This window comes from Lysinibacillus sp. KCTC 33748, assembly GCF_002237755.1.
In the GTDB taxonomy this organism is placed as follows: domain Bacteria; phylum Bacillota; class Bacilli; order Bacillales_A; family Planococcaceae; genus Lysinibacillus.
The window spans coordinates 248,540-274,410 of record NZ_MWSJ01000002.1 but is presented as its reverse complement, the minus strand read 5'-3'; the positions used below and the strand labels follow the sequence as shown (position 1 = coordinate 274,410).

At 37.8% G+C, this 25,871-nt stretch carries 24 protein-coding genes; 12 read left to right on the top strand and 12 right to left on the bottom strand.

Annotation, left to right across the window (positions count from 1 at the left end; all coding sequences use genetic code 11):
• Positions 1-115 precede the first annotated feature (115 nt).
• Entirely contained in the window at positions 116-1,360 is a 1,245-nt protein-coding gene (locus B1B04_RS04100) for a ferredoxin reductase family protein (protein ID WP_079560057.1), read from the top strand.
• Positions 1,361-1,751: 391 nt separating this feature from the next.
• Positions 1,752-2,378: a nitroreductase family protein gene (locus tag B1B04_RS04095; protein ID WP_079560056.1), complete on the top strand. Its 627-nt coding sequence runs from the start codon at positions 1,752-1,754 to the stop codon at positions 2,376-2,378.
• 165 nt (positions 2,379-2,543) lie between these two features.
• Here the strand turns inward: B1B04_RS04095 and B1B04_RS26035 are convergent, their stop codons facing one another.
• The 3 genes from B1B04_RS26035 to B1B04_RS04085 all read right to left on the bottom strand — a co-directional run bounded on the left by B1B04_RS26035 (position 2,544) and on the right by B1B04_RS04085 (position 4,201).
• On the bottom strand, positions 2,544-2,651 hold the full coding sequence (locus tag B1B04_RS26035) for a putative holin-like toxin (protein WP_240518187.1): 108 nt from the start codon (positions 2,649-2,651) through the stop codon (positions 2,544-2,546).
• A 220-nt stretch (positions 2,652-2,871) separates the two neighbouring features.
• A complete protein-coding gene (locus tag B1B04_RS04090) occupies positions 2,872-3,093 on the bottom strand; it encodes a YdbC family protein (protein WP_079560055.1) in 222 nt (73 codons plus the stop codon).
• A gap of 364 nt (positions 3,094-3,457) precedes the next feature.
• Positions 3,458-4,201 carry a hypothetical protein gene (locus tag B1B04_RS04085; protein ID WP_079560054.1) on the bottom strand — a complete coding sequence of 248 codons (744 nt, stop codon included), beginning with the start codon at positions 4,199-4,201 and terminating at the stop codon, positions 3,458-3,460.
• 432 nt (positions 4,202-4,633) lie between these two features.
• On the opposite strand from B1B04_RS04085, the gene B1B04_RS04080 reads away from it, so the two are divergent.
• Entirely contained in the window at positions 4,634-5,119 is a 486-nt protein-coding gene (locus B1B04_RS04080) for a hypothetical protein (protein ID WP_079560053.1), read from the top strand.
• Between the two features lie 383 nt (positions 5,120-5,502).
• Here the strand turns inward: B1B04_RS04080 and B1B04_RS04070 are convergent, their stop codons facing one another.
• Together B1B04_RS04070 and B1B04_RS04065 are read right to left on the bottom strand one after the other, a co-directional pair.
• Positions 5,503-5,718 carry a nucleoside triphosphate pyrophosphohydrolase family protein gene (locus B1B04_RS04070; protein ID WP_346426983.1) on the bottom strand — a complete coding sequence of 72 codons (216 nt, stop codon included), beginning with the start codon at positions 5,716-5,718 and terminating at the stop codon, positions 5,503-5,505.
• A 139-nt stretch (positions 5,719-5,857) separates the two neighbouring features.
• The gene (locus B1B04_RS04065; RefSeq protein WP_079560051.1) at positions 5,858-6,550 is read right to left on the bottom strand and encodes a nuclease-related domain-containing protein; all 693 of its coding nucleotides are present in this window, start codon (positions 6,548-6,550) and stop codon (positions 5,858-5,860) included.
• Between the two features lie 214 nt (positions 6,551-6,764).
• On the opposite strand from B1B04_RS04065, the gene B1B04_RS04060 reads away from it, so the two are divergent.
• Positions 6,765-7,946 (top strand): pyridoxal-phosphate-dependent aminotransferase family protein, encoded by a 1,182-nt coding sequence (locus B1B04_RS04060; protein WP_079560050.1) that lies wholly within the window; start codon positions 6,765-6,767, stop codon positions 7,944-7,946.
• A gap of 448 nt (positions 7,947-8,394) precedes the next feature.
• Here the strand turns inward: B1B04_RS04060 and B1B04_RS04055 are convergent, their stop codons facing one another.
• On the bottom strand, positions 8,395-8,976 hold the full coding sequence (locus tag B1B04_RS04055) for a TetR/AcrR family transcriptional regulator (protein ID WP_079560049.1): 582 nt from the start codon (positions 8,974-8,976) through the stop codon (positions 8,395-8,397).
• A 252-nt stretch (positions 8,977-9,228) separates the two neighbouring features.
• Between B1B04_RS04055 and B1B04_RS04050 the strand changes: the two genes are divergently transcribed.
• The 4 genes from B1B04_RS04050 to B1B04_RS04035 all read left to right on the top strand — a co-directional run bounded on the left by B1B04_RS04050 (position 9,229) and on the right by B1B04_RS04035 (position 12,932).
• On the top strand, positions 9,229-10,446 hold the full coding sequence (locus B1B04_RS04050; RefSeq protein WP_079560048.1) for an MFS transporter: 1,218 nt from the start codon (positions 9,229-9,231) through the stop codon (positions 10,444-10,446).
• A gap of 22 nt (positions 10,447-10,468) precedes the next feature.
• A complete protein-coding gene (locus B1B04_RS04045) occupies positions 10,469-11,542 on the top strand; it encodes an LLM class flavin-dependent oxidoreductase (RefSeq protein ID WP_079560047.1) in 1,074 nt (357 codons plus the stop codon).
• A 29-nt stretch (positions 11,543-11,571) separates the two neighbouring features.
• Entirely contained in the window at positions 11,572-12,513 is a 942-nt protein-coding gene (locus B1B04_RS04040) for an alpha/beta hydrolase (protein ID WP_079560046.1), read from the top strand.
• A 227-nt stretch (positions 12,514-12,740) separates the two neighbouring features.
• Positions 12,741-12,932, top strand: coding sequence for a hypothetical protein (locus tag B1B04_RS04035; RefSeq protein WP_053482024.1), 192 nt, complete (start codon positions 12,741-12,743; stop codon positions 12,930-12,932).
• 129 nt (positions 12,933-13,061) lie between these two features.
• Here the strand turns inward: B1B04_RS04035 and B1B04_RS04030 are convergent, their stop codons facing one another.
• The gene (locus B1B04_RS04030) at positions 13,062-14,381 is read right to left on the bottom strand and encodes a D-serine ammonia-lyase (protein ID WP_079560045.1); all 1,320 of its coding nucleotides are present in this window, start codon (positions 14,379-14,381) and stop codon (positions 13,062-13,064) included.
• The gene (locus B1B04_RS04025) at positions 14,371-14,844 is read right to left on the bottom strand and encodes a YaiI/YqxD family protein (RefSeq protein WP_079560044.1); all 474 of its coding nucleotides are present in this window, start codon (positions 14,842-14,844) and stop codon (positions 14,371-14,373) included. Before B1B04_RS04025 ends, B1B04_RS04030 begins: the two co-directional genes overlap by 11 nt.
• A 187-nt stretch (positions 14,845-15,031) precedes the next feature.
• On the opposite strand from B1B04_RS04025, the gene gdhA reads away from it, so the two are divergent.
• The 3 genes from gdhA to B1B04_RS04010 all read left to right on the top strand — a co-directional run bounded on the left by gdhA (position 15,032) and on the right by B1B04_RS04010 (position 18,089).
• Positions 15,032-16,405: an NADP-specific glutamate dehydrogenase gene (gene gdhA, locus B1B04_RS04020; RefSeq protein ID WP_079560043.1), complete on the top strand. Its 1,374-nt coding sequence runs from the start codon at positions 15,032-15,034 to the stop codon at positions 16,403-16,405.
• A gap of 173 nt (positions 16,406-16,578) precedes the next feature.
• Positions 16,579-17,265, top strand: coding sequence for a phosphoribosylaminoimidazolesuccinocarboxamide synthase (locus tag B1B04_RS04015; protein WP_079560042.1), 687 nt, complete (start codon positions 16,579-16,581; stop codon positions 17,263-17,265).
• Positions 17,266-17,435: 170 nt separating this feature from the next.
• A complete protein-coding gene (locus B1B04_RS04010; protein WP_079560041.1) occupies positions 17,436-18,089 on the top strand; it encodes a Yip1 family protein in 654 nt (217 codons plus the stop codon).
• Between the two features lie 60 nt (positions 18,090-18,149).
• On the opposite strand, the gene B1B04_RS04005 is transcribed toward B1B04_RS04010, so the two are convergent.
• Both B1B04_RS04005 and B1B04_RS04000 read right to left on the bottom strand, forming a co-directional pair.
• Positions 18,150-19,352: an NAD(P)-dependent malic enzyme gene (locus B1B04_RS04005; protein ID WP_079560040.1), complete on the bottom strand. Its 1,203-nt coding sequence runs from the start codon at positions 19,350-19,352 to the stop codon at positions 18,150-18,152.
• A gap of 403 nt (positions 19,353-19,755) precedes the next feature.
• Positions 19,756-20,586, bottom strand: a complete 831-nt coding sequence (locus tag B1B04_RS04000; RefSeq protein WP_079560039.1) for an MBL fold metallo-hydrolase — start codon at positions 20,584-20,586, stop codon at positions 19,756-19,758.
• A 115-nt stretch (positions 20,587-20,701) separates the two neighbouring features.
• On the opposite strand from B1B04_RS04000, the gene B1B04_RS25290 reads away from it, so the two are divergent.
• Complete coding sequence (locus tag B1B04_RS25290) at positions 20,702-21,355, top strand: hypothetical protein (RefSeq protein ID WP_139376939.1); 654 nt, start codon at positions 20,702-20,704, stop codon at positions 21,353-21,355.
• Here B1B04_RS25290 and B1B04_RS03990 read toward each other — a convergent pair.
• Together B1B04_RS03990 and B1B04_RS03985 are read right to left on the bottom strand one after the other, a co-directional pair.
• Complete coding sequence (locus tag B1B04_RS03990) at positions 21,260-22,069, bottom strand: sulfurtransferase (protein ID WP_079560037.1); 810 nt, start codon at positions 22,067-22,069, stop codon at positions 21,260-21,262. The genes B1B04_RS25290 and B1B04_RS03990 overlap by 96 nt on opposite strands.
• A gap of 10 nt (positions 22,070-22,079) precedes the next feature.
• A complete protein-coding gene (locus tag B1B04_RS03985) occupies positions 22,080-25,691 on the bottom strand; it encodes a dynamin family protein (protein WP_079560036.1) in 3,612 nt (1,203 codons plus the stop codon).
• Between the last annotated feature and the right edge of the window lie 180 nt (positions 25,692-25,871).

The window sequence follows — 25,871 nt, the reverse complement described above, 5'->3', positions numbered from 1 at the left end:
AATCCCCCTTTTTTATATTTACTCGTAAAAAACTCTCATAAAAATCAGAAACATTTCACGTTCTTATTGTATATATAAGATGATTAGAGATAAAAATGAGTATTGGAGGTTATATATGAAATCTATCAAAGGAATTTTGTTTATTATACTAATAATGAGTAGTAGTGCTTACCTGTGGTATTTTGCTACACCTATAGAACCTATCCATGCTATTAACAGGCTTAGTCATATCATTGGAGGCATGGCCATTACAGGCTTCTTTCTTGTCTTCTTTTTAGCAACAAGAATAAAAATTTTTGAGCGTTGGTTCTATGGGCTAGAGAATGTTTATTTTTATCATAAATATTTAGCAATATTTTCACTAGTATTGGTGATTATCCATGGGCAATTACAAGATCTAGTCCCCCGCTTCGATAAAGTAGAAAGAACTTCATTCAGTGAATTTGCGAAAGAACTAGGGTCACTTGGCCAATATGGCTTCATTGCGCTTATTTTAATTGCACTTTTAGCTAAATTTCTAAAATATGAACATTGGCGGATCTTTCATCGGTTATTGCTTATCCCTTATACATTTGGAATTTATCATGCTTATTTTTCAAGCAGATACGATTTATTACAGCCTACACCTTTAGGAATTTTCACCGTAATAACGGCTACTATTGGATTTATGTCAGCATTATATATGTTGACGATGTATCAGGATATGTTTTTTAAATATAATGGCAACATTACGGGGATCAAAAAATTGGGGCCAAATGTTATTGAGCTGGAACTCACACTTGATAAAACATTACCGTATCGACATGGACAATTTATTTTTATCAAGATTTTGCAAGATGGCATAGAAAAGGCGCCTCATCCATTTTCTATTTCAGGTGGCGATGAAAAAAAAGTATTTATCTCTATGAAGGTACTTGGTGATTTCACAAAAAAAGTATATGATTCCGTGCAACTGAACACACCAGTCACACTTGATGGTCCATATGGTCATTTTAATTTTGAAAATGCCTCACAACAACAAGTTTGGATAGCAGGTGGCATAGGCATTACTCCATTTTTATCTTATTTGCAATCACAGCCCGTCGATCGTAATATCGAGTTATTTTACACTTATCATGGCGAAGACAACGCAATCTATAAGGAATTTTTACAGGAGTATGCACAAACAAATCAACAATTTAGCGTGAATTTTATTGATACTGCCCAAATGGACAGGCTTTCTTTTGAAAATATTTCAGTGCCCGCGCATACGAGTATTTTTATGTGTGGCCCCCAAAAGATGCTTAAACGTTTTGCAAAGCAATTGAAAACCTGCAATAAAGATCTAAGCATTCACTTCGAAGCATTTAAATTTAAGTAATTAATCAATGTCCGGAATCGGCTTTGTGCTTAGGCCTACACGAGGGCCTACACGATGTCGGTCATTTCGGTAATGCCACAGGACGTGGCATTTTTACCGATGCAGGTCAGTTAGCCGTTATCGCATGGATGCGATGATTTTAGGCTAACATCCTAAGTGAACTCCTTTCCGATTCCGTGACATCCGCCGGAGGCTTTAGGCCAACACGATGTTGGTCACTCAGCCGTTGCCACAGGGTGTGGCGTTTTTAGACTGAGTTCCACTATTTCAGCAGATGTTTGGATACCCGCTAAAAGAAGTCAAAACTCTCTAATTCGAGCAATTTACTTGGAATATTAAAAAGGATATCGTATAGTAAAAATCTCATCAAATTTAAAGGAGATTTTTTAACATGACTACAACTAAAAGTTATTTAAATAAAGTAATGCACGATCGTAAATCTGTTCGTAAATATGAGGCAAATTTTAAAATTCCACAATCTGAATTAGAGGACTTGCTTGTTGAGGCAACAACCGCTCCATCATCAAGCAATTTACAACCTTGGCGCTTTTTAGTCATCCAAGATGAAGCAGTAAAAAAAGAACTACGTTTGATTGCTAATAACCAGGAGCAAGTTGAAACTGCTTCTGCCATCATTGCGGTATTAGGCGATACTGAAATGTACAATAATGTAGAAGAAGTCTATACAAAAAATTTCGATTTTGGCTATATGGATGAAGCAACATCGAATATGATGATTGAAAATTCATTAAAGCTTTATTCAAACCTTCCTAAAGAGGTTCTAAAAAATATTGCTACATTTGATGCAGGCTTAATTTCTATGCAAATCATGCTTTTAGCAAAAGATATGGGCTATGATACAGTACCAATGGGTGGCTTCAATAAAGAGGCTTTTGCGAAACACTTCGAATTAACAGATAATCTAGTGCCAATCGTCTTAATCGCCATCGGAAAAGCAGCAGCACCAGCTTACGGCTCATCTCGTTTAGCGTTAAATGACATTGCCAAATTCATTTAAGACTATACAAAATGTTCTTTTTAGAATAAATATGATACACTGACTATAGAATAAAAAAGACTGGATGCGTTAACATCCAGCCAAAAGCAACAATCATGCCGCAACCATAGCGGCTGACCAAGTGAAAGTTATAGCAATCGCCACCTTACTTAGCCGGCAGGGTGGCTATTTCTTTTTATTTTGAGAGACAATAATGCTAAGCATCAGTGTAAGTACTGCAATTAGCAAAAGGCTACTTTGTACAATCAAACTGAATGCTTCAAATACTGTCATCCGCCTCACCCCCTTTCAAAAGGGAGTTCAGCCGCCACCTGCTTTATGAATTGTTGCTATTGATAGTCTACCAATTTTTTGAAATATATTCTACGAAAAATCCTCAGAAGATTTATGTTTTCCTCGCAGATAGTCAGGAAAGGCTATATTCTCATTTGCCGCTTCAGGAGCACGAATCCCGACTTACGTTGTGCCTAATAAACACGAAAAGATTCCTTTGTTATTCTGACAATTTAGCTAACGACTCTTTCAAAAGCTGCAGTTCGGGCATTGATAACGTAACACCCTTTCCCATCTTTGTATGATCCTCCGACCAATCTCTAATATCGTATTTCGGTTCACGATCATTCCAACTAATTAAATTCAATTCTTTTTTCCAGCCTTTATTGCCCTCTGATAACACCGCAATCGTTTCAATAATTTCGTACTTAATTTCTGCCATATGTATTCCTCCTTAATGCATCTGTAATAAGAACTATATCTTGAAATAATAGGATTATCAAACGTGACAAAGCATGAAATAATGGAATTGTATAGAAATTAGATCGCGAAATCTGGACTTTTCTATGGTCTTCCTTAAAGTAATCAAATTATTACTTCAATTTGTGTACTTTCTTTGGTTTCTATACTTCAAGTACTAATGGCAACAACCTTCCCAATTTAGTCTTTGCCCCATTGAAATTCCTTCAATGCTCATAAAAAAAAGATAACGCCTGCACGATACAGTCATCATCTTTTTTAGTTACCTAAAGCGTATTGTCTTTTACAAAGGACACACATTATATTATTGTTAGTTTTTCTTTTTATTATTTTGTAGGAATCATTTCAATTTGATCAACAATGAATTCATTCTTGGCACTATCGAATTTATATGTGATGTTGAAATCACCTACATATACTGGAGATACTCCTACAGACCCAGGCATATTTAATTTTATTTTTTGATTTTCCAATGTATAAACAACTACACCGCCGAAAGCAAGTTCATCTTGATCTAGATTTGGCGCTGGATCAAAATCATAATCAAATTTAGATTCTTTTCCTTGCGCTGTAGCTGTAATCGTTAATGTACCATCATTATTTTTAACAACTTTTGATCTAATTTCATTAGCCACAATGTCTTCATAACTTTGTACTTTAAACTCTGATAAATCCTCAACATTAATAACATGAATATCATAGTTATCTAATCCTGTTCCTCGTCCAGTTTGGATTATAACTACGGCTTCTTCCTTATCATCATTTGTAAGATCTGTATAGAAAAGCTGGGGTTTAGTTCCTGTATTAGGGATTTCCCAATCAAAGTTTTTTCGTTTACCATCAATATCCAAAACTACGCTTTTTATTTCATTGTTTTCTTCATTAAGTGCGTAAAGTTTAACTTTTTTATCATCTGAAGTCTCAATCAACTTTTCATCTTTCTGTTGCTCCGACTGCGTTGTTTCCTGTTCACCAGAAGCCTTTACTGTACTTGCTGTTGACTTATCTAAACTGCATCCAGATAGTGTAAAAATACTCAACAACATCAATATTCCAATTTCTTTTTTCAATTTCTATGCGCCCCTTCCGCCTATTATTTTACACGTGCTACATGCAATATAACATGTACTCTCTTCTACTGTAAAATAAAGGATAAAAACAACATTCATTTTTAAAATAACATCACCGAAGGCTTTAGGACAACAGATATTCTTTTGTGCTAAAGCCTAGTTCCAACGTAGCGGCAGCAACATTACTACCGAACTAGGAAGTAACGACAAGGCTAAGCCATCCTTTGTCATTACTTCCTTTTTTGGTTCAATCACTAATTCATGGCTTGTCTTATAATCCGGTAGCAAAAACACATCATTATTATCAAATATAATTCCAAGAAAATAATAAAAATATGTTTTTAACATTAAGTTCCGGATATTTTTAACTGTAGATTTATTACTTTAGCACTGTTATCATAAAAAAGTATTTTTTAGAAAGGAGGTTATCTTGTGTACGATTCTTATTATTACGATGATTTCGATGCGGCTCTCGGAGGTATATTTATCATTATTATGTTAATTGGGCTTGTGCTGAGTATTGTAAGCTATGTTATTAGTTCACTCATTTATTATAAGGCTTCAAAAATAAATGGTTTTAGCGATTTAGCTTATATTGCATGGATTCCAATTATTAACGTTTATAGCCTTTTCCTATTAACTGCAAAGGGTGAAGATAACGCAACTGTCCGTGGTGCAGCGAAAAAGAATGCTCTTATTTACGTTGGATTAATAATTGTTTCATTTATTCCGCTTATAGGTATTATTGCTTCATTAGGTCTTTTGGGCTTTACTTTATATTTCACTTATCGTCTCTTCTATCGTTGGACTGGTGAAACTGGCAAAGCTATACTTTATATCATTTTATCATTCATTACATTCGGACTATTCTATTATATTTACGGCTTAATGAAAATGAATAAACCTTTCGTTGCATAAATACATATGCAAGTACAAAAACCTCTTTACACCTTTAAAAGGGTATAAGAGGTTTTGAACTTATTTTTACTATAGAATCTCCTGATTTTTAGGGAAGACCTTATCTCACGTTTTAACTTTTGAATTTTTGATTCCTCTATCCTACCATTGTAGTTATTCGAAATTACTTGAGAAATCATTGTATATTGTTCTCCATTCACAATAACTTTGCCTCCAGGCTGACTAACAGTACCGTTTGGAAAACCGTTACATCCACTCAAAAGAGGTACAATCAAAATGGATAAAATTTTTTTTTCATTCCAATCACCCCTATAAATAAAATTATAGAATCGATCATAGTAAATGTTCTTCAGTATCCTATGTAAATGTATATCATTATAATTTTAGCTTCCCTCCTCATCCTTTACTTCAATTAAATATATACCTTTTGAAAACCCTCCTCGTTTCCTCTTCTTCTGAGTCCGTATTTCTTTTAATTGTTTGTAGGAAACATCGTACATTTGTATAGCTGTATGTACTAGTTCTAAAATATCTGCAAGTTCCTCAATGGCTTCTTTTGGAGAGGTTGCCTTTTGAAATTCTAATGCTTCTTCTTGCATTTTCACTTTTATTTCTTCTAAATGTTCACTCTGCTCTAGTATTCTTATGTTACATACCTCTCGCCTCAATTACTTGTGGAATTAAATCACGTACTAATTTATTGTATATTGGCATGTCCCCAGTCTCCCTTTTAACATCTTATTTTTCACCATACTTCTGCTGAATCATTTGAATATGTTGTTTTTTGACTTCATCTGATACTTGCATTTGAGGCACAAGCTTATTGTAAATTGCTTGAATATCGTCTTGAGAGAAAAGCTGTCTTGCAGTTTGCTTTTGTGTTTGGATAAAACGCCTTAAATTCTCTCGTTTTACAATATGTACATTTTGGGAAGTTACAGCCACTTTTTTCAATGTACAGCGCTCACTAAACACAATGACTGAATGAATTGATTCTATCGGAAGCTCCAGGAAATCTTGAATTGCACGTATGTGCGTAGCATTTTGACGGATCGGATTGAAAAATTTATATTTTTTCTTATTCGGCATCGTTTGTGTCCATTGCTGTTGTGCTTCATTACCAAAAATCCAACCACTATAGTTTTTTGACTCAATCACATATAGTCCCGTTCGATCAATAAATAGAAGGTCAACTTCCGTTAATTCATCTGAATTTCTCTTTGGAACATATACATTTAATAATTGCCTATGACTCTGTAAAGCATGCTTCTCAATAATTTTCGATGTTAAGTACTCACCATTTCTCCCTTTATTGAATTTAACTGCAAAGAAATTATTTTTTGTCAGTTTATAATAGACACTTTTCCGATAATTTTTGTCCATGAGGTAAAAGCTTAAAACTATCAATACAAAGAAAATAATTAGCAACATAAATCCCCCTATCTTATAATTTTTTTACTCCATAAAGGCAATAATTCCCAAAATCATTATACCAATTTTACCAATTATGTTTTTACATTCTTCAACTATTTTCCTTATCAATTACCACTGTATTTTTGAAAAAGAAGTTAGCTATCAAAAAGTATGTTATACTATAATTAGAATATTTAGAATCTACAAATTTTAGTGCAAAGGGGTTATGATAGTGTACGAAAATATTTTAAGACATCCTGGGCCTACTCCTATCCCAAAAAAGGTTCAGCTTGCGATGAATCGTGATATTATTAGTCATCGAAGCAATGAGTTTGTGGAGCTTTACCGTGAAACAATTGAATTAGTAAAACCTGTCTTCGGGACAAAACAGGATATTTTACTCCTTCCATCAGGTGGTACGGCCGCTTTAGAAGCTGCTGCGATTAACACTGTTTCTGCTGGTGAAAATGTTGTTGTAATCACTGTTGGAGCGTTCGGAGACTATTTCGTTTCGATTTGTGAGAAATACGGTTTTCATGTACATAAGCTTGAAAAAGAATGGGGACAAGCTTGCACAGCGAAAGAGCTACGAGAATTTTTGCAGCCGTTACAAGAGATTAAAGCTGTTTTTATCACTTACAATGAAACTTCGACTGGGATCATAAACCCAATTGCTGAATTAGCACAAGTTGTTCGTGAAGAAACGGATGCATTATGTATTGTCGATGGTGTAAGTTGCCTTGGTGGAGCTCCTGCTGAAATGGATGCTTGGGGCATCGATATTCTTGTTACTGGCTCTCAAAAAGCCATGATGCTACCTCCTGGACTTTCTTTAGTCAGTGTAAGCGAAAGAGCTTGGAAAGTTATTGAAGAAAATAAAGCACCATCCTATTATTTAAACTTATTGAGCTATCGTAGCTGGGCAGAAAAAGGAATGACTCCGAATACGCCTACTGTCACACTAATATATGGACTTCATGAGGTATGTAAGCTTATAAAGGAAGAAGGAGGCATTGAACAAACAATTGACCGCCATGAACTTATGAAAAACATGGTTCGTCATGCAATGAACGCCCTTAATATTGAACTTCTCACTACTGATGAGCAGGCTTCTCCGACCATTACAGCGATTATGGCACCAAAAGGAATAACTCTCGGTGACTTCTTGTCACATTTAAAGCAGCAATATCATTTAGATTTCGCTGGAGGACTTGGTCATTTGCAGGGTAAAATTTTCAGATTCGGTCATATGGGCTATTGTTTCCCAAGTGATATTTTACAGGCCGTTTCTTTAATGGAAGCAGCACTTCGAGACTTTGAATATGACTTTGAGCCAGGCGCAGGTGTACGGGCAGCACAAGAAGTATTTTTAACCGCCCAGCGAAAACAATGCCACGAAAAAGCGAGACTTTAATCAGTGAGGTCTTCTGTATTCCCAGAGATTAGTCTTCACCAATTGGGCTTATACGAGCAGTTAATCTCCCATCTAGCTTGTTGTTTTCATTCTTATTGCTTGTAACGTGGGATAAAGCTTTAAACCTCCAAATCTATATATGGATTTGGAGGTTTGTTTATTTATTTGAGTTAATTTCATAAATTTAATCCCTCTAGTTTCAATGGGCCCGAAACAAATTTTTCGTTACAGCTTTTTATATTGAGGCTGGGACATAATTAGTCTCGAGAAGGAATAAAAAAAGTGAAATCACGTCGTCGATTTCACTTTTTTTATTATTTTTGAAAGAGGCAGACAAGGCTTTGCCACCTTGTCTTATATTTTCGAATATTCACGGCTATTTCAGAAATTTATTTTGTCTCAGCCTCTACATGTACCATTTAATTTTATTCGTAATAGTTTACAAAATTTATTTAAGTAATGTGAGAGTTGTTGCGATTGCATTGTCAACAAATGATTTTTGTGGTTGAGATTTCATCATGACCGTTAATCCAATTAACGCTACGATTAGAGCCTGTGCTATAGACTTTGCATCCGTGCCTTCCTCTAATTCACCTGATTGGATTCCTCGTTCAATTGTCTCCTGAAAAATGACTGCTAAATAAAGTTGATGTTCTCTCGTTAAGATTTCAAATCTCTCATCATGAGGAGCTAGTTCAACCATTGTATTGATGCAAAAACAGCCGTTACTAAGATCTTTCGTATATTCAGCAGCAATCACTTCTTCAAAAAAAATAGCAAATGTCTGTTTTACAGAGGTATGACCTTGAAGTCTAGCTCGTATATCAGCTGCACGAGATGTCGTATATCTACGAAGTGCTGCTTCGAATAGTTCTTTTTTATCACCAAACGTTGAATATATACTCGGACGTTGAATCCCCATTCTAGCAGTGAGATCACTTAAAGAAGTAGCTTCATAGCCCTTCTCCCAAAATAACTGCATGGCAGCCTCTAAAACTTTTTCCTCATCAAATTCACGGGTTCTTGCCATAAAAAATCCACCTCCATTGTTTAAGAGTTAGTGAGTTTGTCACTTTAAATTTTTAAATACCAAACAGTATGTAAATATTGTATAATCAGCTGCTTTTATTGTCAATTTTCATTGTGTTAGGTAAATACGGAGTAAAATAATTTTAAATAAACACTTGACATTATAAACAGCACTAAGATATATTTACCAATAATTATATTGTACCGAACGGTATGTTATAATTAAAATCCAATATTGAATGGAGGATAGGGTATGGACAATGATCTGAGGCCAGAAGTGGATGCTTCTGTGATGATTCTACAACCCTCTATGTCTAGAACTGTAACTTTATTATTCGCTACAGCCTGTGGAATGTCTGTCGCCAATATTTATTTCGCACAGCCGTTACTTGATCAATTGTCTAATGAATTTAATATTGATCACTCGACAATAGGTGTTGTAATTACCATCACGCAGATCTTTTATGGGTTGGGCTTATTATTTCTAGTGCCTCTTGGAGATTTACTAAACCAGCGACGCTTGATTATCGGACAGATGCTATTATCCACAACGGCTTTGGTTATAGTTAGTACCGCTTCTTTTAGCGTGGTACTTTTTACAGGTATGGCCTTAGTTGGTCTACTTGCAGTTGTGACGCAGACACTTGTGGCGTTTGCAGCAACTATGGCCTCCCCTACAGAACGCGGACGTGTTGTTGGTATTGTTACAAGCGGGATCGTCATTGGCATTCTTCTCGCTCGAACCTTTGCTGGTCTATTAACAGACCTTACAGGATGGCGTTCCGTCTATCTAGTCTCTGCCGCCCTCATGTTTGTAATGGTTTGTATGTTTCTGAAGGTGTTACCAAAGGTGGAGCGTGAAGTAAAATCACTCCCCTATCATCAGCTAATTAAATCCGTTTTCACTCTGTTTATGCAAGAAAGAACATTACGCATCCGCTCAGTTTTAGCCATGCTAATTTTTGCTGATTTCAGTATTTTGTGGACTTCACTTGTTCTGCCACTTAGTGCGCCACCATTCGCTCTTTCACATAGTGTAATTGGCGCATTTGGTCTCGTTGGAGTGGCTGGTGCACTAGCTGCAGCACAGGCTGGGAAACTGGCCGATCGAGGTTACGGACAAAGAACGACAGGTATTGCTTTAATTCTATTACTCATTTCATGGTTGTTTATCGACTATCTAGAACAGTCGTTATTGGCATTAATTGTAGGTATTGTGTTGCTTGATTTGGCCGTACAGGCAGTACATGTCACTAATCAGACGATGATTCTTCCATTACGTACAGAGGCACGGAGTCGACTTACCGCGGGATATATGATGTTTTATTCCATCGGCAGTGCTGGCGGCTCATTTGCTTCTACACAGATGTATGCACACTTTGGTTGGGAAGGGGTTTGTTTCCTCGGAGCTTTAATCAGTGCAATTGCTCTAATTTTTTGGGTTACGACTAAACGGTTTACAAAATATTAGATTTGACTAGGAGAGATAACAAATGGAAATAGGAATTACCTCTTTTGTAGAAACAAAACCAGATGTTCATAGTGGTGAAGTGATTAGTCATGCACAACGTTTGCGTGAAGTGGTTGAAGAAATCATTCTTGCAGATCAAGTGGGGCTGGATGTGTTTGGTGTTGGCGAGCACCATCGAGAAGATTATGCTGCATCCTCTCCAGCAATGGTGCTATCTGCTGCAGCTCCACAAACAAAAAAGATTCGGCTTACAAGTGCGGTAACAGTTCTATCTTCAGCTGATCCTGTACGTGTCTTTCAGGATTTTTCCACATTAGATGGACTATCGAATGGGCGTGCTGAGATTATGGCAGGTCGTGGTTCCTTTATCGAATCCTTCCCCTTGTTTGGCTACAATTTAAATGATTATGATGAACTATTTGAGGAACATTTGGACTTACTCCTCAAAATTCGCGAGTCAGAAAAAGTAGTATGGGAAGGTAGACATCGACCAGCAATCAATAATTTAGGTGTGTATCCAAGACCCGTTCAAAACTCCTTACCAATATGGGTTGGTAGCGGAGGAAATCAACAATCTGCCATCCGTGCTGGACTTTTAGGATTACCACTTATGCTAGCAATCATCGGTGGCAATCCAATGCAGTTTGCACCTATCGTACAGCTCTATAAAAAGGCAGCCGCTCAAGCAGGGCATGATCTATCAAAACTTCAGGTTGGATCTCATTCGATAGGTTTTGTTGGCCCGAATACTGAATGGGCAGCGGATACGTTTTTCCCATCAACAAAGGCAGGTATGAATAAATTGGGCAAAGAACGGGGTTGGCGATATTATGATCGCTCTAGCTATGATGCTGCACGAAGTTTCGAAGGTGCGTTATATGTAGGTGATGAAGATACAGTTGCTGAAAAAATCATCCATCTTCGTAAACACGTAGGGATTACACGTTTTATGCTGTACGTACCATTAAGTACAATGCCACATGATCAAGTTATGCAAGCTATAGAATTGCTCGGAACAAAAGTTGCTCCTCGTGTACGTGAGGAAGTTGCCAACTGGGAGGCGAAAATAGCACTAGAAGGACATCCATTTCTTTAAGATATCATTATTTAACAGGAGGAAATTATATGTCGATCAATAATCGAGTCTTGCCAGAATTAAGACAGGCTTACTCCCAATTTCCAGGCTTTCGGTTGGAGAAAGATTTAGAGTGGAGTCGAAGTCTCTTGTCCACCCCACCTTCGGAGAAGTCAGAACTTGTCCACACATCAAACCGTATGATTCCCAGAGGGGATGGAGACGAGATGTTGGTTAAAATTTATGAACCAGTTGAACGAAATATTAATCAACTTCCAGCGATGCTTTGGATTCATGGCGGTGGTTTCGTTATGGGACACCCTGATATGGATGATATTTTATGTGAACGCTTTGTTCAGACTGCTAATTGCGTTGTCGTTTCGGTTGATTATCGACTTGCTCCTGAGCATCCCTACCCGGCGGCTATAGAAGATTGTTATACAGGGTTAGTATGGATGACAACCGAGGCACCATCCCTCGGCATCGATGTCAAACGGGTGGCGATTGCAGGCGCAAGTGGTGGCGGAGGACTAACAGCAGCTCTAGCATTATTGGCTCGCGATAAAGGAGGACCTTCAATTATATTCCAGATGCTACTGTATCCAATGCTTGATAACCGAAATGAAACACCTTCCAGCTATGAGATTACTGAGGACCATGCAACATGGAATAGAACTAATAATTTGACCGCTTGGGGTATGTACTTAGGTGAGGAAAAGGACACCCATGAGCTATCTCCGTATGCGGTCCCTTCAAGAGCAGATAACTTAGCAGGATTACCTTCAACTTATACATGTATAGGTCAACTCGATTTATTTCGAGATGAAACCATTGATTACGTGACTCGTCTTGCCCAAGCAGGAGTAGATGTTGAATTCCAACTCTACCCTGGTAGCTTCCATTGCTTTGAAGTCTTTGTGCCAGATGCAGAAGTAAGTCAACGAGCTAGTCAGAATTATTTAGATGTCATGGCACGCGCTCTTCATTCTTAATATCGGATAACCTTAACTTCAAATGAAGCCCTCTCCCCTACTGGCTGATTTGAAAAAGTTGGACTGCGTAAGAGAACGATACACCTAAGTAAAATTGCAATTTAGGCCAATATTTCATGGCAGCGACTGAATAATCTTTTAAAGCTAGAATTATGAATATGAGTGCATTTTCAAAAGCTAAAAGTGTTATACTTATAAGCACGTTATAAAATGAGGAGTTAGACAGAATGAAATATTTTAAACCACAAATGCAGCAACTTGTGAAAGAAAACCGTGAATTACATGATCGCCTAAAAGAATTAATGGCCGAAATGGATTTACAAAAAAATTATGCTTTAAAAGCTCTATATCACGCTGAAGTAGCGGACGGTGGACGCTATCAGCAAGATTATCAAGCGTTGGACTATTTATATAAATAACTCTCAATGAGCAAATACACTTTTAATAATTTCAAATCAATTGTTTAAAAGTAATAAACGCAAGAATGTTGATTCCGATCGCATTCTTGCGTTTTCTTATTAAATATTTTAATCATCAATCCTTGCTACTTACACTACCTTTGTCATGTATTCCTCACGCATTTCCACCGGCACCATACTTCCACCTGTTGCCCAAATAAGATGGGTAGCTTGCTCCATCTTATTAACTAAATCATGCTTTTCTAAATAACTTTGTCCTTTTTTCATTAACTGAATTGGTCCGAACATCCCTGCATGTGCAGATGGCTCTAAAAATAAACCTTCTACTTCCATCGCTAATGCAAGCGATTTAAATAATTGCTCATCTTTTACCGTGTAGCAGCCACTAATATAAGTTTCCATTACTTTCCCAACAAACTTAGAAGCGCGACCAACAGCAAGGCCATCTGCTTCTGTTTTATTATCAAGACCAATATCTTCTACACTGATGGCGTCATGTAAACCCGTCATCAAGCCCATTGTCATACAAGGAGAAGCTACGGGCTCAGCGAAGAAAACATGGGCATGTTCTCCAAAAATTTCACGTATACCGTATGCAACACCGCCTGGTCCACCACCTACACCACACGGCAAATACACGAACAATGGATGGGCTTGATCCACTGTAATATTCGTCTTTTCAAACTGTACTTTTAAACGCTTCGCCGCCACTGCATAGCCAGCAAATAAGTCCTTCGAATTCTCATCATCAATGAAATGGCACATAGGGTCAAGTTCAGCTTCTCGACGCCCTTGTTCCACAGCAACGCTATAATCTGCTTCATATTCAATAACTGTCGCACCTTTTTCACGCAACAATGCTTTTTTCCACTCTTTTGCATCACTCGACATATGTACAACGACATTAAAGCCGAGTTTTTTGCCCATAATGCCGATACTTAATCCTAAATTACCTGTAGAACCTACGGCAATTGTGTATTGCTGGAAGAATGACTGAAAATCATCTGTTGCCAATACAGCATAATTGTCCTCTTTTGTTAGTTTGCCACTAGCGATGGCAAGGCGCTCTGCATGCCTTAATACTTCAAAAATACCCCCACGAGCTTTAATAGAGCCTGAAATTGGCAAAGTATGATCACATTTTAAGATCAATTGACCTGGTATGAAAACGTCAAATTCCTTTTCAAGAGCTTTCTTTATCAAAGCTATGTCTTTTATAGATGATTCAATAAGTCCTTTACTTTCCAAAAGCTCAGGAAATGCAATAATCAAATAGGAAGAAAAACGTTTAAGTGTTTCTTCTGCTTCCTCAACCTCTTCCATTGAAAAAAGATTGGTTTCCCCCCCTTTTTTTCGATTTGTATTTTCCCATAGCACAGTTTCATGATTCGCTAGCTCTTCTAATCTCGGAAATCGATTAAATAGTTCGTGTTTAAGTTCATTTTTCACCTTTAGATTCCTCCACTTTTTTAGCTAAAATTGCTCGTTCACAAATTTGTCGAAATTTCAATTCGAACGAAATATTGTTTTCTTGTGTTCGTTTTTTAGGCCCTCTCGTACGTCCACCTGCACGTCTAATTTTTTGTCCAACATGGCGCATATCGAGCAAACGTTCGATATTTTCATCGGACATCTCTCTTCCATTTTGATCGATTGGATAACCACCTCTTGCCAAAACCATTGCTGCTAATCCGTAATCCTGTGTAATGACAATATCATGCTTTGAAAGCGCATTCACTAGCGTAAAATCAACCGAATCTGGTCCCTTAGGAACAGTAATTGTTATTACATTATCACGTTCAACACGGTGGGATGTATCGCAAAACAAGATTGTTTCAATCTCAAACTCAGATGATATAGATAGTGCTAAATCCACGACTGGACAAGCATCAGCGTCAATTAAAACCTTCACAATAAAGCATCATTCCTTTCTCATAATTAGATAGATCAATCACATTATTATTATTTTAATATAACAAACCTTCGCCCCCGTTTGTTAAATTTTTCACAAACTTAAGACTGTTAAAAAAAGTATTTTATTGAATAGTGTGAAAAATAGATATACGATACACCTATCAACTTACTGGAGGTTTTTTACTATGACAACTTTAACTGTAAGCAACGAACAATTAGCAAAAGAATACGTTGATGGCGTATTTGAGCAACTAAAAAACCAAAATAGCTATCAAGCAGAGTTCTTACAAGCAGCTGAAGAAATTTTTATTTCATTAGTGCCTGTATTTGCACAACACCCTGAATATATAGAAGCCAATATCTTATCTCGTATCGTTGAGCCAGATCGAATCATTTCCTTCCGTGTTGCTTGGCAAGATGATAACAATCAAGTTCAAGTAAACCGTGGTTACCGTGTACAATACAATAACGTAATGGGGCCATACAAAGGCGGCCTTCGCTTCCACCCTTCCGTAAATGAATCCATTATCAAATTCTTAGGCTTTGAACAAATTTTTAAAAATGCTTTAACTGGCCAACCAATCGGTGGTGGTAAAGGCGGCTCAAACTTCGACCCTAAAGGTAAGTCAGATTCAGAAATCATGCGTTTCTGTCAAGCGTTCATGACTGAATTATACCGCCATATTGGTCCTGATGTCGATGTTCCAGCAGGTGATATTGGTGTAGGCGCTCGTGAAGTTGGCTATTTATGGGGCCAATATAAGCGCATAACAAAAGCAAGTGAATCTGGTGTATTAACTGGAAAAATTCCTGGCTATGGTGGTTCTTTAGCCCGTAAAGAGGCAACTGGTTATGGTACTGTTTATTTTGTAAATGAAATGCTAAAAGATGCCAACGATTCTTTCGAGGGTAAAACAGTTGTAGTTTCTGGTTCTGGTAACGTTTCAACATATGCAATTGAAAAAGCACAATCCTATGGTGCAAAAGTTGTTGCTTGCTCTGACTCTTCAGGCTATATTTACGATCCAGAAGGTTTAGACCTTGATGCAATTAAAGAAATTAAAGAAGTAAAAGGCGATCGTATCTCCACTTATTTAAACTATCGTCCAAATGCTACATTTAAAGAAGGCTGCACAGGTATCTGGACGATTCCTTGTGACATCGCGCTTCCATGTGCTACTCAAAATGAAATCAATGGCGATTCGGCTCGTACTTTAATTGAAAACGGCGTAAAAGCTATTGGTGAAGGTGCAAACATGCCATCAGACTTAGAAGCAATTAATGAATTTTTAAATGCTGGCGTATTATTTGGTCCTGCAAAAGCGGCTAATGCCGGAGGTGTTGCTGTATCTGCTCTTGAAATGGCGCAAGATTCAAGTCGCGTATTCTGGTCATTTGAAAAAGTAGATGCTAAATTACACGAAATTATGAAAAATATTTACGCAGATAGTAAAGCGGCTGCTGAAAAATATGGTTACCCTGGGAACCTTGTAGTTGGCGCGAACATCGCTGGCTTCGTAAAAGTTGCTGATGGTATGCTTGCTGAAGGCGTATATTAATAACTTTACCTCACCCTAAGATGATAACGAATATTCGTTATCATCTTATTTTTTAATAAAAAAAGCGTTGAAATACGCTTGAAATTTACATTAAAACGAACGATTTTACTATTAAATAATCAAAACATTCGTGTTATAATATTGGAGTACTACAACATATTGGAGGGTTTTTTGTGGAATTATTGTATACAGGTAAAACGAAAAATGTGTTCAAGTTAGAAGATGGTCATTACTTATTAAAATTTAAAGATGATGTAACTGGTGAAAACGGCGTATTCGACCCAGGTGCTAATACTATTGGATTAACAATCGACGGTGCTGGTTTGGCTGGTCTTCGCTTAACTTCTTATTTCTACTCAAAACTAAACGAACAAGGTGTTCCTACTCACTATGTTGATGCAAACTTCAACGATGCAACAATGACGGTAAAACCTGCAACTGTTTTCGGTAAAGGGTTAGAGGTCATTTGCCGCTTCAAGGCAGTAGGTTCTTTCCTACGTCGCTATGGTGCTTACGTGAAAGAAGGTCAAGACTTAGATTCTTTCGTAGAAGTTACCATCAAAGATGATGATCGACTAGATCCTCCTATTTCTGAAGATGCTTTAGCAATGTTAGACCTGTTAACACACGAAGAATATGCAATTTTAAAACAACGTACAATTGAAATTGCTAAATTTGTTGCTGCAGAACTTGCCAAAAAAGGGTTAACTCTTTACGATATTAAATTAGAATTTGGCCGTGATGCTCAAACAAATGAAATTTTATTAATAGATGAAATTTCAGGTGGTAATATGCGCGCTTACAAAGGTGAACAATACATAGAACCATTAGAGCTTGAAAAAATTATGTTAGCTGAATAAAAAAACCATTCTATTAATATGCTATGTAAGACTAGTTACGAGTAATCAAAAGAGTCGCTTTTTTGCGGCTCTTTTTGTTAATAAAATGATTTCTTTTGAAACTTTTCACTAGGTCATTCCGTATACTCATTATACGCATAAATTTATCCTATTATTTTGGAGGTAATTTGATGGATAACTATAATGAATCATCACAAGAAAGGCCAAAGGTTAATCCATTTTTGTCTATTTGGTTGCATCCAAAGAAAACAACCCGTTACATGATTGAAGAAAAATCAATAGGTTTTGCGATTCTTCTCATGTCAATTGGTTATATTGGCGTTACACTTACAGACCTTATTGATAGCACATTTTTGTCAGACGTGTCTCCTTGGTTTATCGTCATTTTTTGTGTTATTGCAGCACCGATTTTAGGGCTAATTGGTACGGCTTTTTCTGCACTAGTCACTTGGCTGTTCGGTAAACTTTTTAAAGGAACAGGTACGTACTCACACTTATTCAAAGGGCTAAGTTTAACTTCTATCCCATTTATAGTACTTATTCCTTTTTATTTAATTTGGTTATTTACATCACCTGAGTCTTTAATGAATTCTGACTTCGCTGGAACTTATCCTTGGGTTATTTGGCCAGCACTTTTATTAACCCTTGTGGTTGTAATTTGGTCCCTCGTTATTACAGTAGGAATTGTTGCCGAAGCACATCAAATTCCAAATTGGATGGCCTTCTTAACGCTCTTAATTCCAACCATTATTTTCGGTATACTATTCATTATTCTTATTATTGTTCTATTTTTCATTTTCGGCATTTTTATCGGAATGATGTAAAAAAACCTCCCCTCTCTATGAGAGTGGGAGCTTTTTTAGGTTCACCTGTATACGTAAATGTTAAACTGAAAGCACTGTATTTTGTTGGAAGAGCTCCGACACACCTGACTCAACAGCTGCACCACTTACAGCTTGCGAAACAATTTCAACAACCCGCTCATCTAATGATTTAGGTACAATATATTCTTCGGTTAATTCCTCATCACTAACAAGAGCCGCTATCGCTTCCACTGCCGCTATCTTCATCGCTTCATTAATATCTGTCGCTCGAACATCCAATGCCCCTCGGAAAATACCAGGGAAAGCGAGTACATTGTTAATTTGGTTCGGATAATCCGAGCGTCCTGTCCCCATAACACGCACTCCCCATGCCTTGGCGTTATCATACGTAATTTCAGGATTTGGATTCGCAAGTGCAAACACGACCGGATCTTCATTCATTGAAGCAATATGTGCTTCTGTTAATAAATTGGCAACCGATACGCCGATAAAGGCGTCAGAACCTTTAATGGCATCCTCCAATGTACCATGTATTTTTTCTGGATTTGTTAAATGGGCAACCGTTTCTTTAATCGGATTCATACCTTCAGCGCGGCCTTCATAGATGAGTCCCTTTGTATCACACATAAAAATATTTTTATAGCCCATTTGCACAAGAATACGCAAAATAGCAATACCCGCTGCTCCTGCACCATTAATCACAACCTTCATCGTTGCCACATCTTTCTTCACAATACGATTGGCATTAATCATCCCTGCACCTACTACAATCGCTGTCCCATGCTGATCATCATGAAATACAGGAATATCACATTCTTGGCGCAGACGATCTTCAATTTCAAAGCATCTTGGTGCTGAAATATCCTCTAAGTTTACAGCACCAAAAGTTGGAGCAAGTGCCTTCACAATGCTGACGATTTCATCCGTACTCTTCGTATCTAAGCAAATAGGAAAAGCATCAACATTGGCAAAGCGCTTTAATAAAATCGCCTTCCCCTCCATTACCGGTAATGCCGCCTTCGGACCGATATCTCCTAATCCCAATACCGCTGTACCATCTGAAACAACAGCCACCATATTTCCCTTCATTGTATAGTCGTAAACAAGCGATGGATTTCTTTCAATCTCTACGCAAGGCGCAGCTACCCCCGGAGAATACGCAAGACTTAGATCATATGAATCTTGCACAGGTACTTTAGAAATCACCTCTAATTTCCCAGTATAATACTCGTGCATTTCTAAAGCCTTTTTCATAATGTCCATTCAATCCCATCCTTTTCTTTTCAATTTATTATATATTCCAGAATCATAATACTTTGTGAAAGTAAAGTCAACGAATTTTCTGTCAATTATATTTCGTCTTCGAAATAGCGCCATTTTTAATCGTTCATTCCTATTTATCGTCTTGTTATCCCCTTCACAATCAATTATTTCAATATAAAATTTACAACTATTAGCCTTTCAATAAATGTATAAATACCGGCATTAAACCTGCTCAACTTTTCACATAGTATTTTTCTTATGTAAATGAGAATTTTTTCACAAACTTATGTAAGCGCATCCATTACTCTATCTAGTTTCGTCACATTTTCTCCACATTTTTTCACAAAGTTTTTTATTATATTCATTCCTTAGCAGTGTCACGTTAATCAACAAAAAAGAGCCCTTATTTCAAGGACTCTTGCGTAAACTGATTTATAAATGCGGTGATAATATGCTTGGAAGACCATTGTTCCCCTGATACTTTTGTAATCGGGTATTCTCGAGAAAAGATTGATTTTGTCATTTCCTCTACCGAATAACCTTTATGAAACAGTTGCCTTATATTCGCCTCCATCTCTTCTAAATAAGCAATTTTTTCTTGTATTTTCGCTCGACCATCCGCTATAAAGCCTGCATGACAACAATATACTACCTCAAAATCATAGTTTGCTATTTTTTTCAAAGACGCTAAGGTATGTACGATATTTTCTTCATCAAGGACAACCTTAGTTTTCGTTTGTATATACAAATCGCCTGTAAACATAGCACCCGTTTCCCGATTATAAAATGATACATGATCTGTCGTATGCCCTGGCGTTTCAATAACATCCCAAGTAGCTGAATTCGTTTGTAACGTATCGCCAAGCGGTTGAGCTATAAACGCCGGTCGCTCACCCCATAATGCCTGTCGATAAAATGGATACTCCCCATCCTTTGCGCAAAGGCTCACTGAATCACAGTGAACATAGATAGGTACACCCGTATGTTGCTGAATCCATGCCGCATTTCCCGAATGATCCTCATGAGAATGAGTGAGCGCCAATTGTTCAATCGGTAATTCTTTAAAAAAAGATTGGAACTCCTGAGAAAGTGAGTATGAGCCTGTATCAATTAATAACCCATCTACAAAAAAGCTAAAAACACTCATGCCAATACCCTGAACCGCCACTTTCCCATGAGCACATTGCACATCACGATTCTGTTGAATTTCTATACTTTTCTCTCGTTCAAACATCCTTTCTCCCCCTTTGTAAAAAGAGTTTAGCATAAAATGAATATTCAGTCATTTCATTAATACATGAAAACTCGGTTCGTTAGTATAATTTCGCTTTGGTGGGGCTATCCACGGTTTGGATGGAGCTATCCTTCATTTTGACGGTTCTATCCACGATTTGGGCGGAGCTATCCTTCTTTTTGACGGTTCTATCCACGATTTAGGCGGAGCTATCCTTCTTTTTGACGGTTCTATCCACGATTTGGGCGGGCCTATCCATCTTTTTGACGGTTCTATCCACGATTTGGGCGGGGCTATCCACGACTTTGATGGTTCTATCCACGATTTTGGCGGGCCTATCCATCTTTTTGACGGTTCTATCCACGATTTGGGTGGGGCTATCCATCTTTTTGACGGTTCTATCCACGATTTTGGCGGGCCTATCCATCTTTTTGATGGTTCTATCCACGGCTTTGGCTTTTCATTCCGTCGCTCTGATTTCTATCCGTCACCTCCGCTCTTCTTTCCGTCGCTCTTGCCTTTCTTTCCGTCGCTTCTACCTTTCTTTCCATCACTTCAGCCTTTCTTTCCGTCGCTCCAATTTCTATCCATCACCTCCGCTCTTCTTTCCACCTTTTCCACTCCAATAAAAGCAAAAAACGCCCACCAAAGTGAGCGTTTCTTCTATAATCTTTTATTCATTTGTCCCTTTTTCAACATCATATTGTGTAATCCAGTCACTATAGCTACCTACATACAGTTGAATATTTTCGTAGCCTTCATCTGCTAGCACTGCATACAATGGTGATGCTGTAACACCGCTTCCGCAGTATACCACAACGTGCTCATCACGAGTAACCTTGCTACGTAACGCATCATTCGCTTGTAAATGACCGTCTGACTTTAACTGCTCCCAGTCAAAGTTTTTCGCAGTTGGAATATGCCCTGCTACCTTATCAAGAGGCTCCATCTCACCACGATAGCGAGCTGCGGCACGTGCATCTAATAACGTAGCATCGACTTCTCCATCTACAATAGCTTTCACAGCTTCACGTGGAGCATATAGTTCATCTCGCCAAACAAATTCGATTGTAGTTGGTGGATATTTGATAATGTCTTTTGTGAAAGGTATTTTCTCCTCAAGAGCCGGTGCGCCACCATTCACAATTACGACATTCGGAAAGCCTGCATAATTCAGCATCCACCAAGCACGTGGGGCAAATGGAGCAGCTCCTTGGTCGTAAACGACAATTTGATCCTCATAGTTTAATCCCAATCCTTGAAATACTGCTGATAGCTTTTCCTTATTCGGCATGGGATGGCGACCATCGCTGGATCCCATATCAGATAAATCTTGCTCTAGATCGATATAAATTGCTCCTGGTGCATGTCCTTCTTCAAATGTTTTGCTACCTGCCTCTTTCTTTTGTAAATCAAAGCGAGCATCTACGAAACGGACTTCATCAAACTGAATTTCCTCAACTGATTTGAATACTTTTCCCAAATGAATCACCTCATGCGTATTGTAATTGAGCATAAATAGCTTTCCAAGAAGCTAAACGACTTTCTTCCTGAAGTGCAAGTCTTTCTGTTGCAATTTGTTCAAGCGCCTGATGATAAATATGCAGACGTAATTTCTCTGCTTCCTCTGCAATATAGGTAATCGCCCATGCCATGAGAGATACTTTTTGTGAATCTAAATAATCTTGCGCATCTGGTTTTGTTAAGACCTCTAGCGCCTCACTTAACTTCACTTTTTCATTCTTTTCAAAGAATGCCTTTTGATTACGGAAGTGTGATTTCACACCTGAATATTTAGTGATACCTGTAAATGGCCCTTCAAAATCAAGTAAATCTGGCTCAGAAGATTCAAACGCTAAAAACGAGAAACTTCGATTTAATTCTTTAAGCTCACGCACTTCATCTTTAAAGCGCAGTTGCATTTTTTTACTAATAAACTGTGATAAACGGAAGTTTGTTACACGCATTTCTTGTGTAAAATCAAATCGTAAACTTTGCATTACTTCCTTTAAAGCATGCTCTAATGCTTGCTGAACCGGCATTGCTGCAAATGTTGACGGATTGTAGCCTTCCTTAAAGAACTCTGGGTAACGATAGTACACACGCTGAAGAACATAATACAGTAATTCATCAAGCTCTTGCTTCGTTTCACTTTCTACCATACTTGTATTAAGCGAATTGAATTTCGATTTCACATGTTGTTCAAGAGTTGTTAATTCCTCTAAACGCTCATCCTTACGTTTTAAGTTCTCTTCTGTTTGCGCAATTAAGTCACCTAAACGTTGCTCCGTTTTATCGACTTCCTCTGCAAGTGCCTGAACCGCCAATGCACTTAATTCATCATTTAAGAATGTGTGGAAAGAATCTTCGAAAGGTGGCATACCAGATGTTAAATCCGCACCCTCTACTTTTTCCTTTAATGCTAATAAGCTAGACACACCGTAAAGTCGTGGGAAGCGAATGCCAAAGCGTTGTAATTCTGAACGCACATAGCCTTTTACATCTTCCTGTTCTTCTTCTGTTGTCGCTAAATCAATCGCATTGACGATAAAGAACATCTTATCAAGCTCGAAGGCATCCTTCACACGACCAAGCTGGATTAAAAACTCACGGTCCGCTTTAGCAAAAGCATGATTATAATAAGTAATAAACAAGATTGCATCAGCATTACGGATATATTCAAATGCCACACCTGTATGACGCGCATTTATAGAATCTGCTCCTGGTGTGTCAACAAGTGTTACACCCATGCGTGTTAACGGACTGTCATAATAGAAATCAATATTATCGACAAAGCATGATTTATTTTCCTGCGCAACAAATTTTTCGAACTCTTCACGGTTTACACGTAATACTTTTCCAAGCTCAGACTTAAATGATGGGAACCCTTCTTTATATGCGCGAATAAATGATTTATGCACATTTAAGCGTTCGTCAGATAATTGCACCGCAAGTCCCTCATCTGCACGATTGAATGCTTCTTCTAACGAAGAAACCGATAAACCAATCGCTGCATATGAAGCTTGAATATCTTCTAGCATTTGGTCAGCTGTCTTTAACTGTACATCTGCTGTTTCATGCGGATGATCTGGTGACACAGGACGAATTTTATTAATAGCCGCTGTTGTCGGGTTTGGTGATACAGGTAAAACCTTGGCACCCATTAACGCATTAGAGAACGAAGATTTCCCTGCACTAAATGCACCGAAAAGCGCAATTGTGAAATCCTTTTTCTGTAAGCGTTCTACTTTATTTTCTAAGTAAGTTGCTACCTCCGCAAAGCCTTGTACATCTTTTACAGCAGTTGCCGTGTGAAGTGCACGCTTCACTACACCTTCAATAGGAAGACTTGTTGCACTAACTGCCTGCTGTGCCTCTTCCTCAATTAACGCTTCCTCTTTTGGCTTTAACATCGATTCGTCAAATAATCGAATATCTGCTAAATCTTGCTTAAAGGCATGTTCCCAATTTGTCAGCTGTTGATTTGCTATTTTACGTATTTCATTGCTTGCCTGATGCATAATACTTGCACTATATTGCTGATAGCCCTCGATTTCAAGCACTTCTTGAATGGCATCAACTTTCTCTTGCATCCCTGCCATTTTTAATTTAGATGGAGCAGCCGTTTCTGTAGCTAATGCTTCCAAAGTTGTTGCTTGCGCATCTTTCCACTTATCAGTTTCCTGGATGTAGTAGCGCTTAGTCGCTTCTGCCACACGGTTGGCAAAATTCAACACAGCATCTCCTGTTAAAATTGCGCCAACTTGTACCTGCTGCTCTACAAGGGAGAAAGGTAAATCAAAGGCGTAGGCATCAATAGTTGTAGCACGTTCTTCATTTAACGCACCAACATCCTTTATCACCTTTTTCATCAGCCCTTTTAAATGTCCAGTAATTTGCGCATGAACAACATTTTGATAGGCACTATAGGCATCCTCTTTACGGCGGTTACGCTCTTCCACTGTTTTTTTCTTAGCAGTAAATAAGCCCCCTACCTTGAAACCTTCCTGCTGACTTTCTAAATAAAGACGTAATTTATCGCGTAAATCTGCTGGCATAATTGCTGCATTCGCAAGAAGTTCTTTACGTTGCTCTTCGAACATTTCATTCCATGCCTCAACTGAGAACAATTCAACTTGACGATTTAGCTTATTGTACTGCTCTAAAATATCCTTATGGTTTGCCCAGTCATCGGCACTTAATACATCTTCATCAATGTCTAAACGATCCTGTCTTTCTTCCGTTAAATAATTGTCATGCTCACTTTGTAATAAACGCAATGTATTTGATGCAGTTTGTACAAGCTGCTCCTGCCAATCATTCATACTATCCATAACGATTTTCTTTACAACCGCAAAATCGTTATTAGGGTGCTCCGGCTCTCTTAATGAAGTGAAAAATACGCCTTTTGGTACTACTCCCCAAGCTGCAAAGGAATTGTGAACAGTTGCTTTAAATTCCTCAAAGCTTAATTCATTTTCCTTATGTTTATCAATCATGTTAACGATTAAATAAACGTTTGGATTGTACTTCATTAATTGCTTTGTAAATTGAAAATTCAATTCCGATTGCACGTGATTGTAGTCCATTGTATAAAATACGATATCAGCAATATGAAGAGCAGACTCTGTTGACATACGGTGTGCATCATCTGTCGAGTCAACACCTGGCGTATCCATAACAGTGACACCTGGTGGTAATGTCGATGTACTATGACCAATTTCAATTTGTGACACTAGGTCCCCATTTTTACTAAGCTCTTTAACTGTTTTAAAATCATATCCTGCTTCGAATTTTACAGGCTTTTCATTATGCATATAGACAATCGCAAAGTCTTCTTCTGATTTATGGACTTTGACGATATTTGCACTCGTTGGAATAGGGCTTGCCGCAAGTAAATCTTCACCAGATAATGCGTTAATCATACTCGATTTACCAGCAGAGAAATGGCCTGCAAAGCCAATAACATATTCTTTTTGCTGTATTTTACGAGCAAAAAGTGATGTCTTATCCATACGCTCTGTATCACCATTATGCTGATAAATTATGTATTGTAACGAAGCCTGCTTTAAAAGCGCCTCCAATTGTTGTTCAAAATCTTTCATAAAAACCAGTAACCCCTTTATTCATATTAATCAATTTCGCCTTGGCGTAATTGCGTTCGGATTTTGAATTGTGGAGCACAATTCACTCCTCTAAAAATCCGTGACATCCGCCGGAGGCTTTATCTTCAATCAGTGATGTTTGGGAAGGAACTATATCCGTATTCATCTTACAACTTCAAA

Excerpts from the sequence above, each read along its gene's own strand:
- B1B04_RS04035 (WP_053482024.1), top strand. The coding sequence starts at position 12,741 with ATGAAATATTTTAAACCACAAATGCAGCAACTTGTGAAAGAAAACCGT.
- B1B04_RS04050 (WP_079560048.1), top strand. The coding sequence starts at position 9,229 with ATGGACAATGATCTGAGGCCAGAAGTGGATGCTTCTGTGATGATTCTA.
- B1B04_RS04100 (WP_079560057.1), top strand. The coding sequence starts at position 116 with ATGAAATCTATCAAAGGAATTTTGTTTATTATACTAATAATGAGTAGT.
- B1B04_RS04005 (WP_079560040.1), bottom strand. The coding sequence starts at position 19,352 with ATGGACATTATGAAAAAGGCTTTAGAAATGCACGAGTATTATACTGGG.
- B1B04_RS04040 (WP_079560046.1), top strand. The coding sequence starts at position 11,572 with ATGTCGATCAATAATCGAGTCTTGCCAGAATTAAGACAGGCTTACTCC.
- B1B04_RS04090 (WP_079560055.1), bottom strand. The coding sequence starts at position 3,093 with ATGGCAGAAATTAAGTACGAAATTATTGAAACGATTGCGGTGTTATCA.
- B1B04_RS04065 (WP_079560051.1), bottom strand. The coding sequence starts at position 6,550 with ATGTTGCTAATTATTTTCTTTGTATTGATAGTTTTAAGCTTTTACCTC.
- B1B04_RS04055 (WP_079560049.1), bottom strand. The coding sequence starts at position 8,976 with ATGGCAAGAACCCGTGAATTTGATGAGGAAAAAGTTTTAGAGGCTGCC.
- B1B04_RS04070 (WP_346426983.1), bottom strand. The coding sequence starts at position 5,718 with ATGCAAGAAGAAGCATTAGAATTTCAAAAGGCAACCTCTCCAAAAGAA.
- B1B04_RS04095 (WP_079560056.1), top strand. The coding sequence starts at position 1,752 with ATGACTACAACTAAAAGTTATTTAAATAAAGTAATGCACGATCGTAAA.
- B1B04_RS03985 (WP_079560036.1), bottom strand. The coding sequence starts at position 25,691 with ATGAAAGATTTTGAACAACAATTGGAGGCGCTTTTAAAGCAGGCTTCG.
- B1B04_RS04010 (WP_079560041.1), top strand. The coding sequence starts at position 17,436 with ATGGATAACTATAATGAATCATCACAAGAAAGGCCAAAGGTTAATCCA.
- B1B04_RS04000 (WP_079560039.1), bottom strand. The coding sequence starts at position 20,586 with ATGTTTGAACGAGAGAAAAGTATAGAAATTCAACAGAATCGTGATGTG.
- gdhA (WP_079560043.1), top strand. The coding sequence starts at position 15,032 with ATGACAACTTTAACTGTAAGCAACGAACAATTAGCAAAAGAATACGTT.
- B1B04_RS26035 (WP_240518187.1), bottom strand. The coding sequence starts at position 2,651 with ATGACAGTATTTGAAGCATTCAGTTTGATTGTACAAAGTAGCCTTTTG.
- B1B04_RS04045 (WP_079560047.1), top strand. The coding sequence starts at position 10,469 with ATGGAAATAGGAATTACCTCTTTTGTAGAAACAAAACCAGATGTTCAT.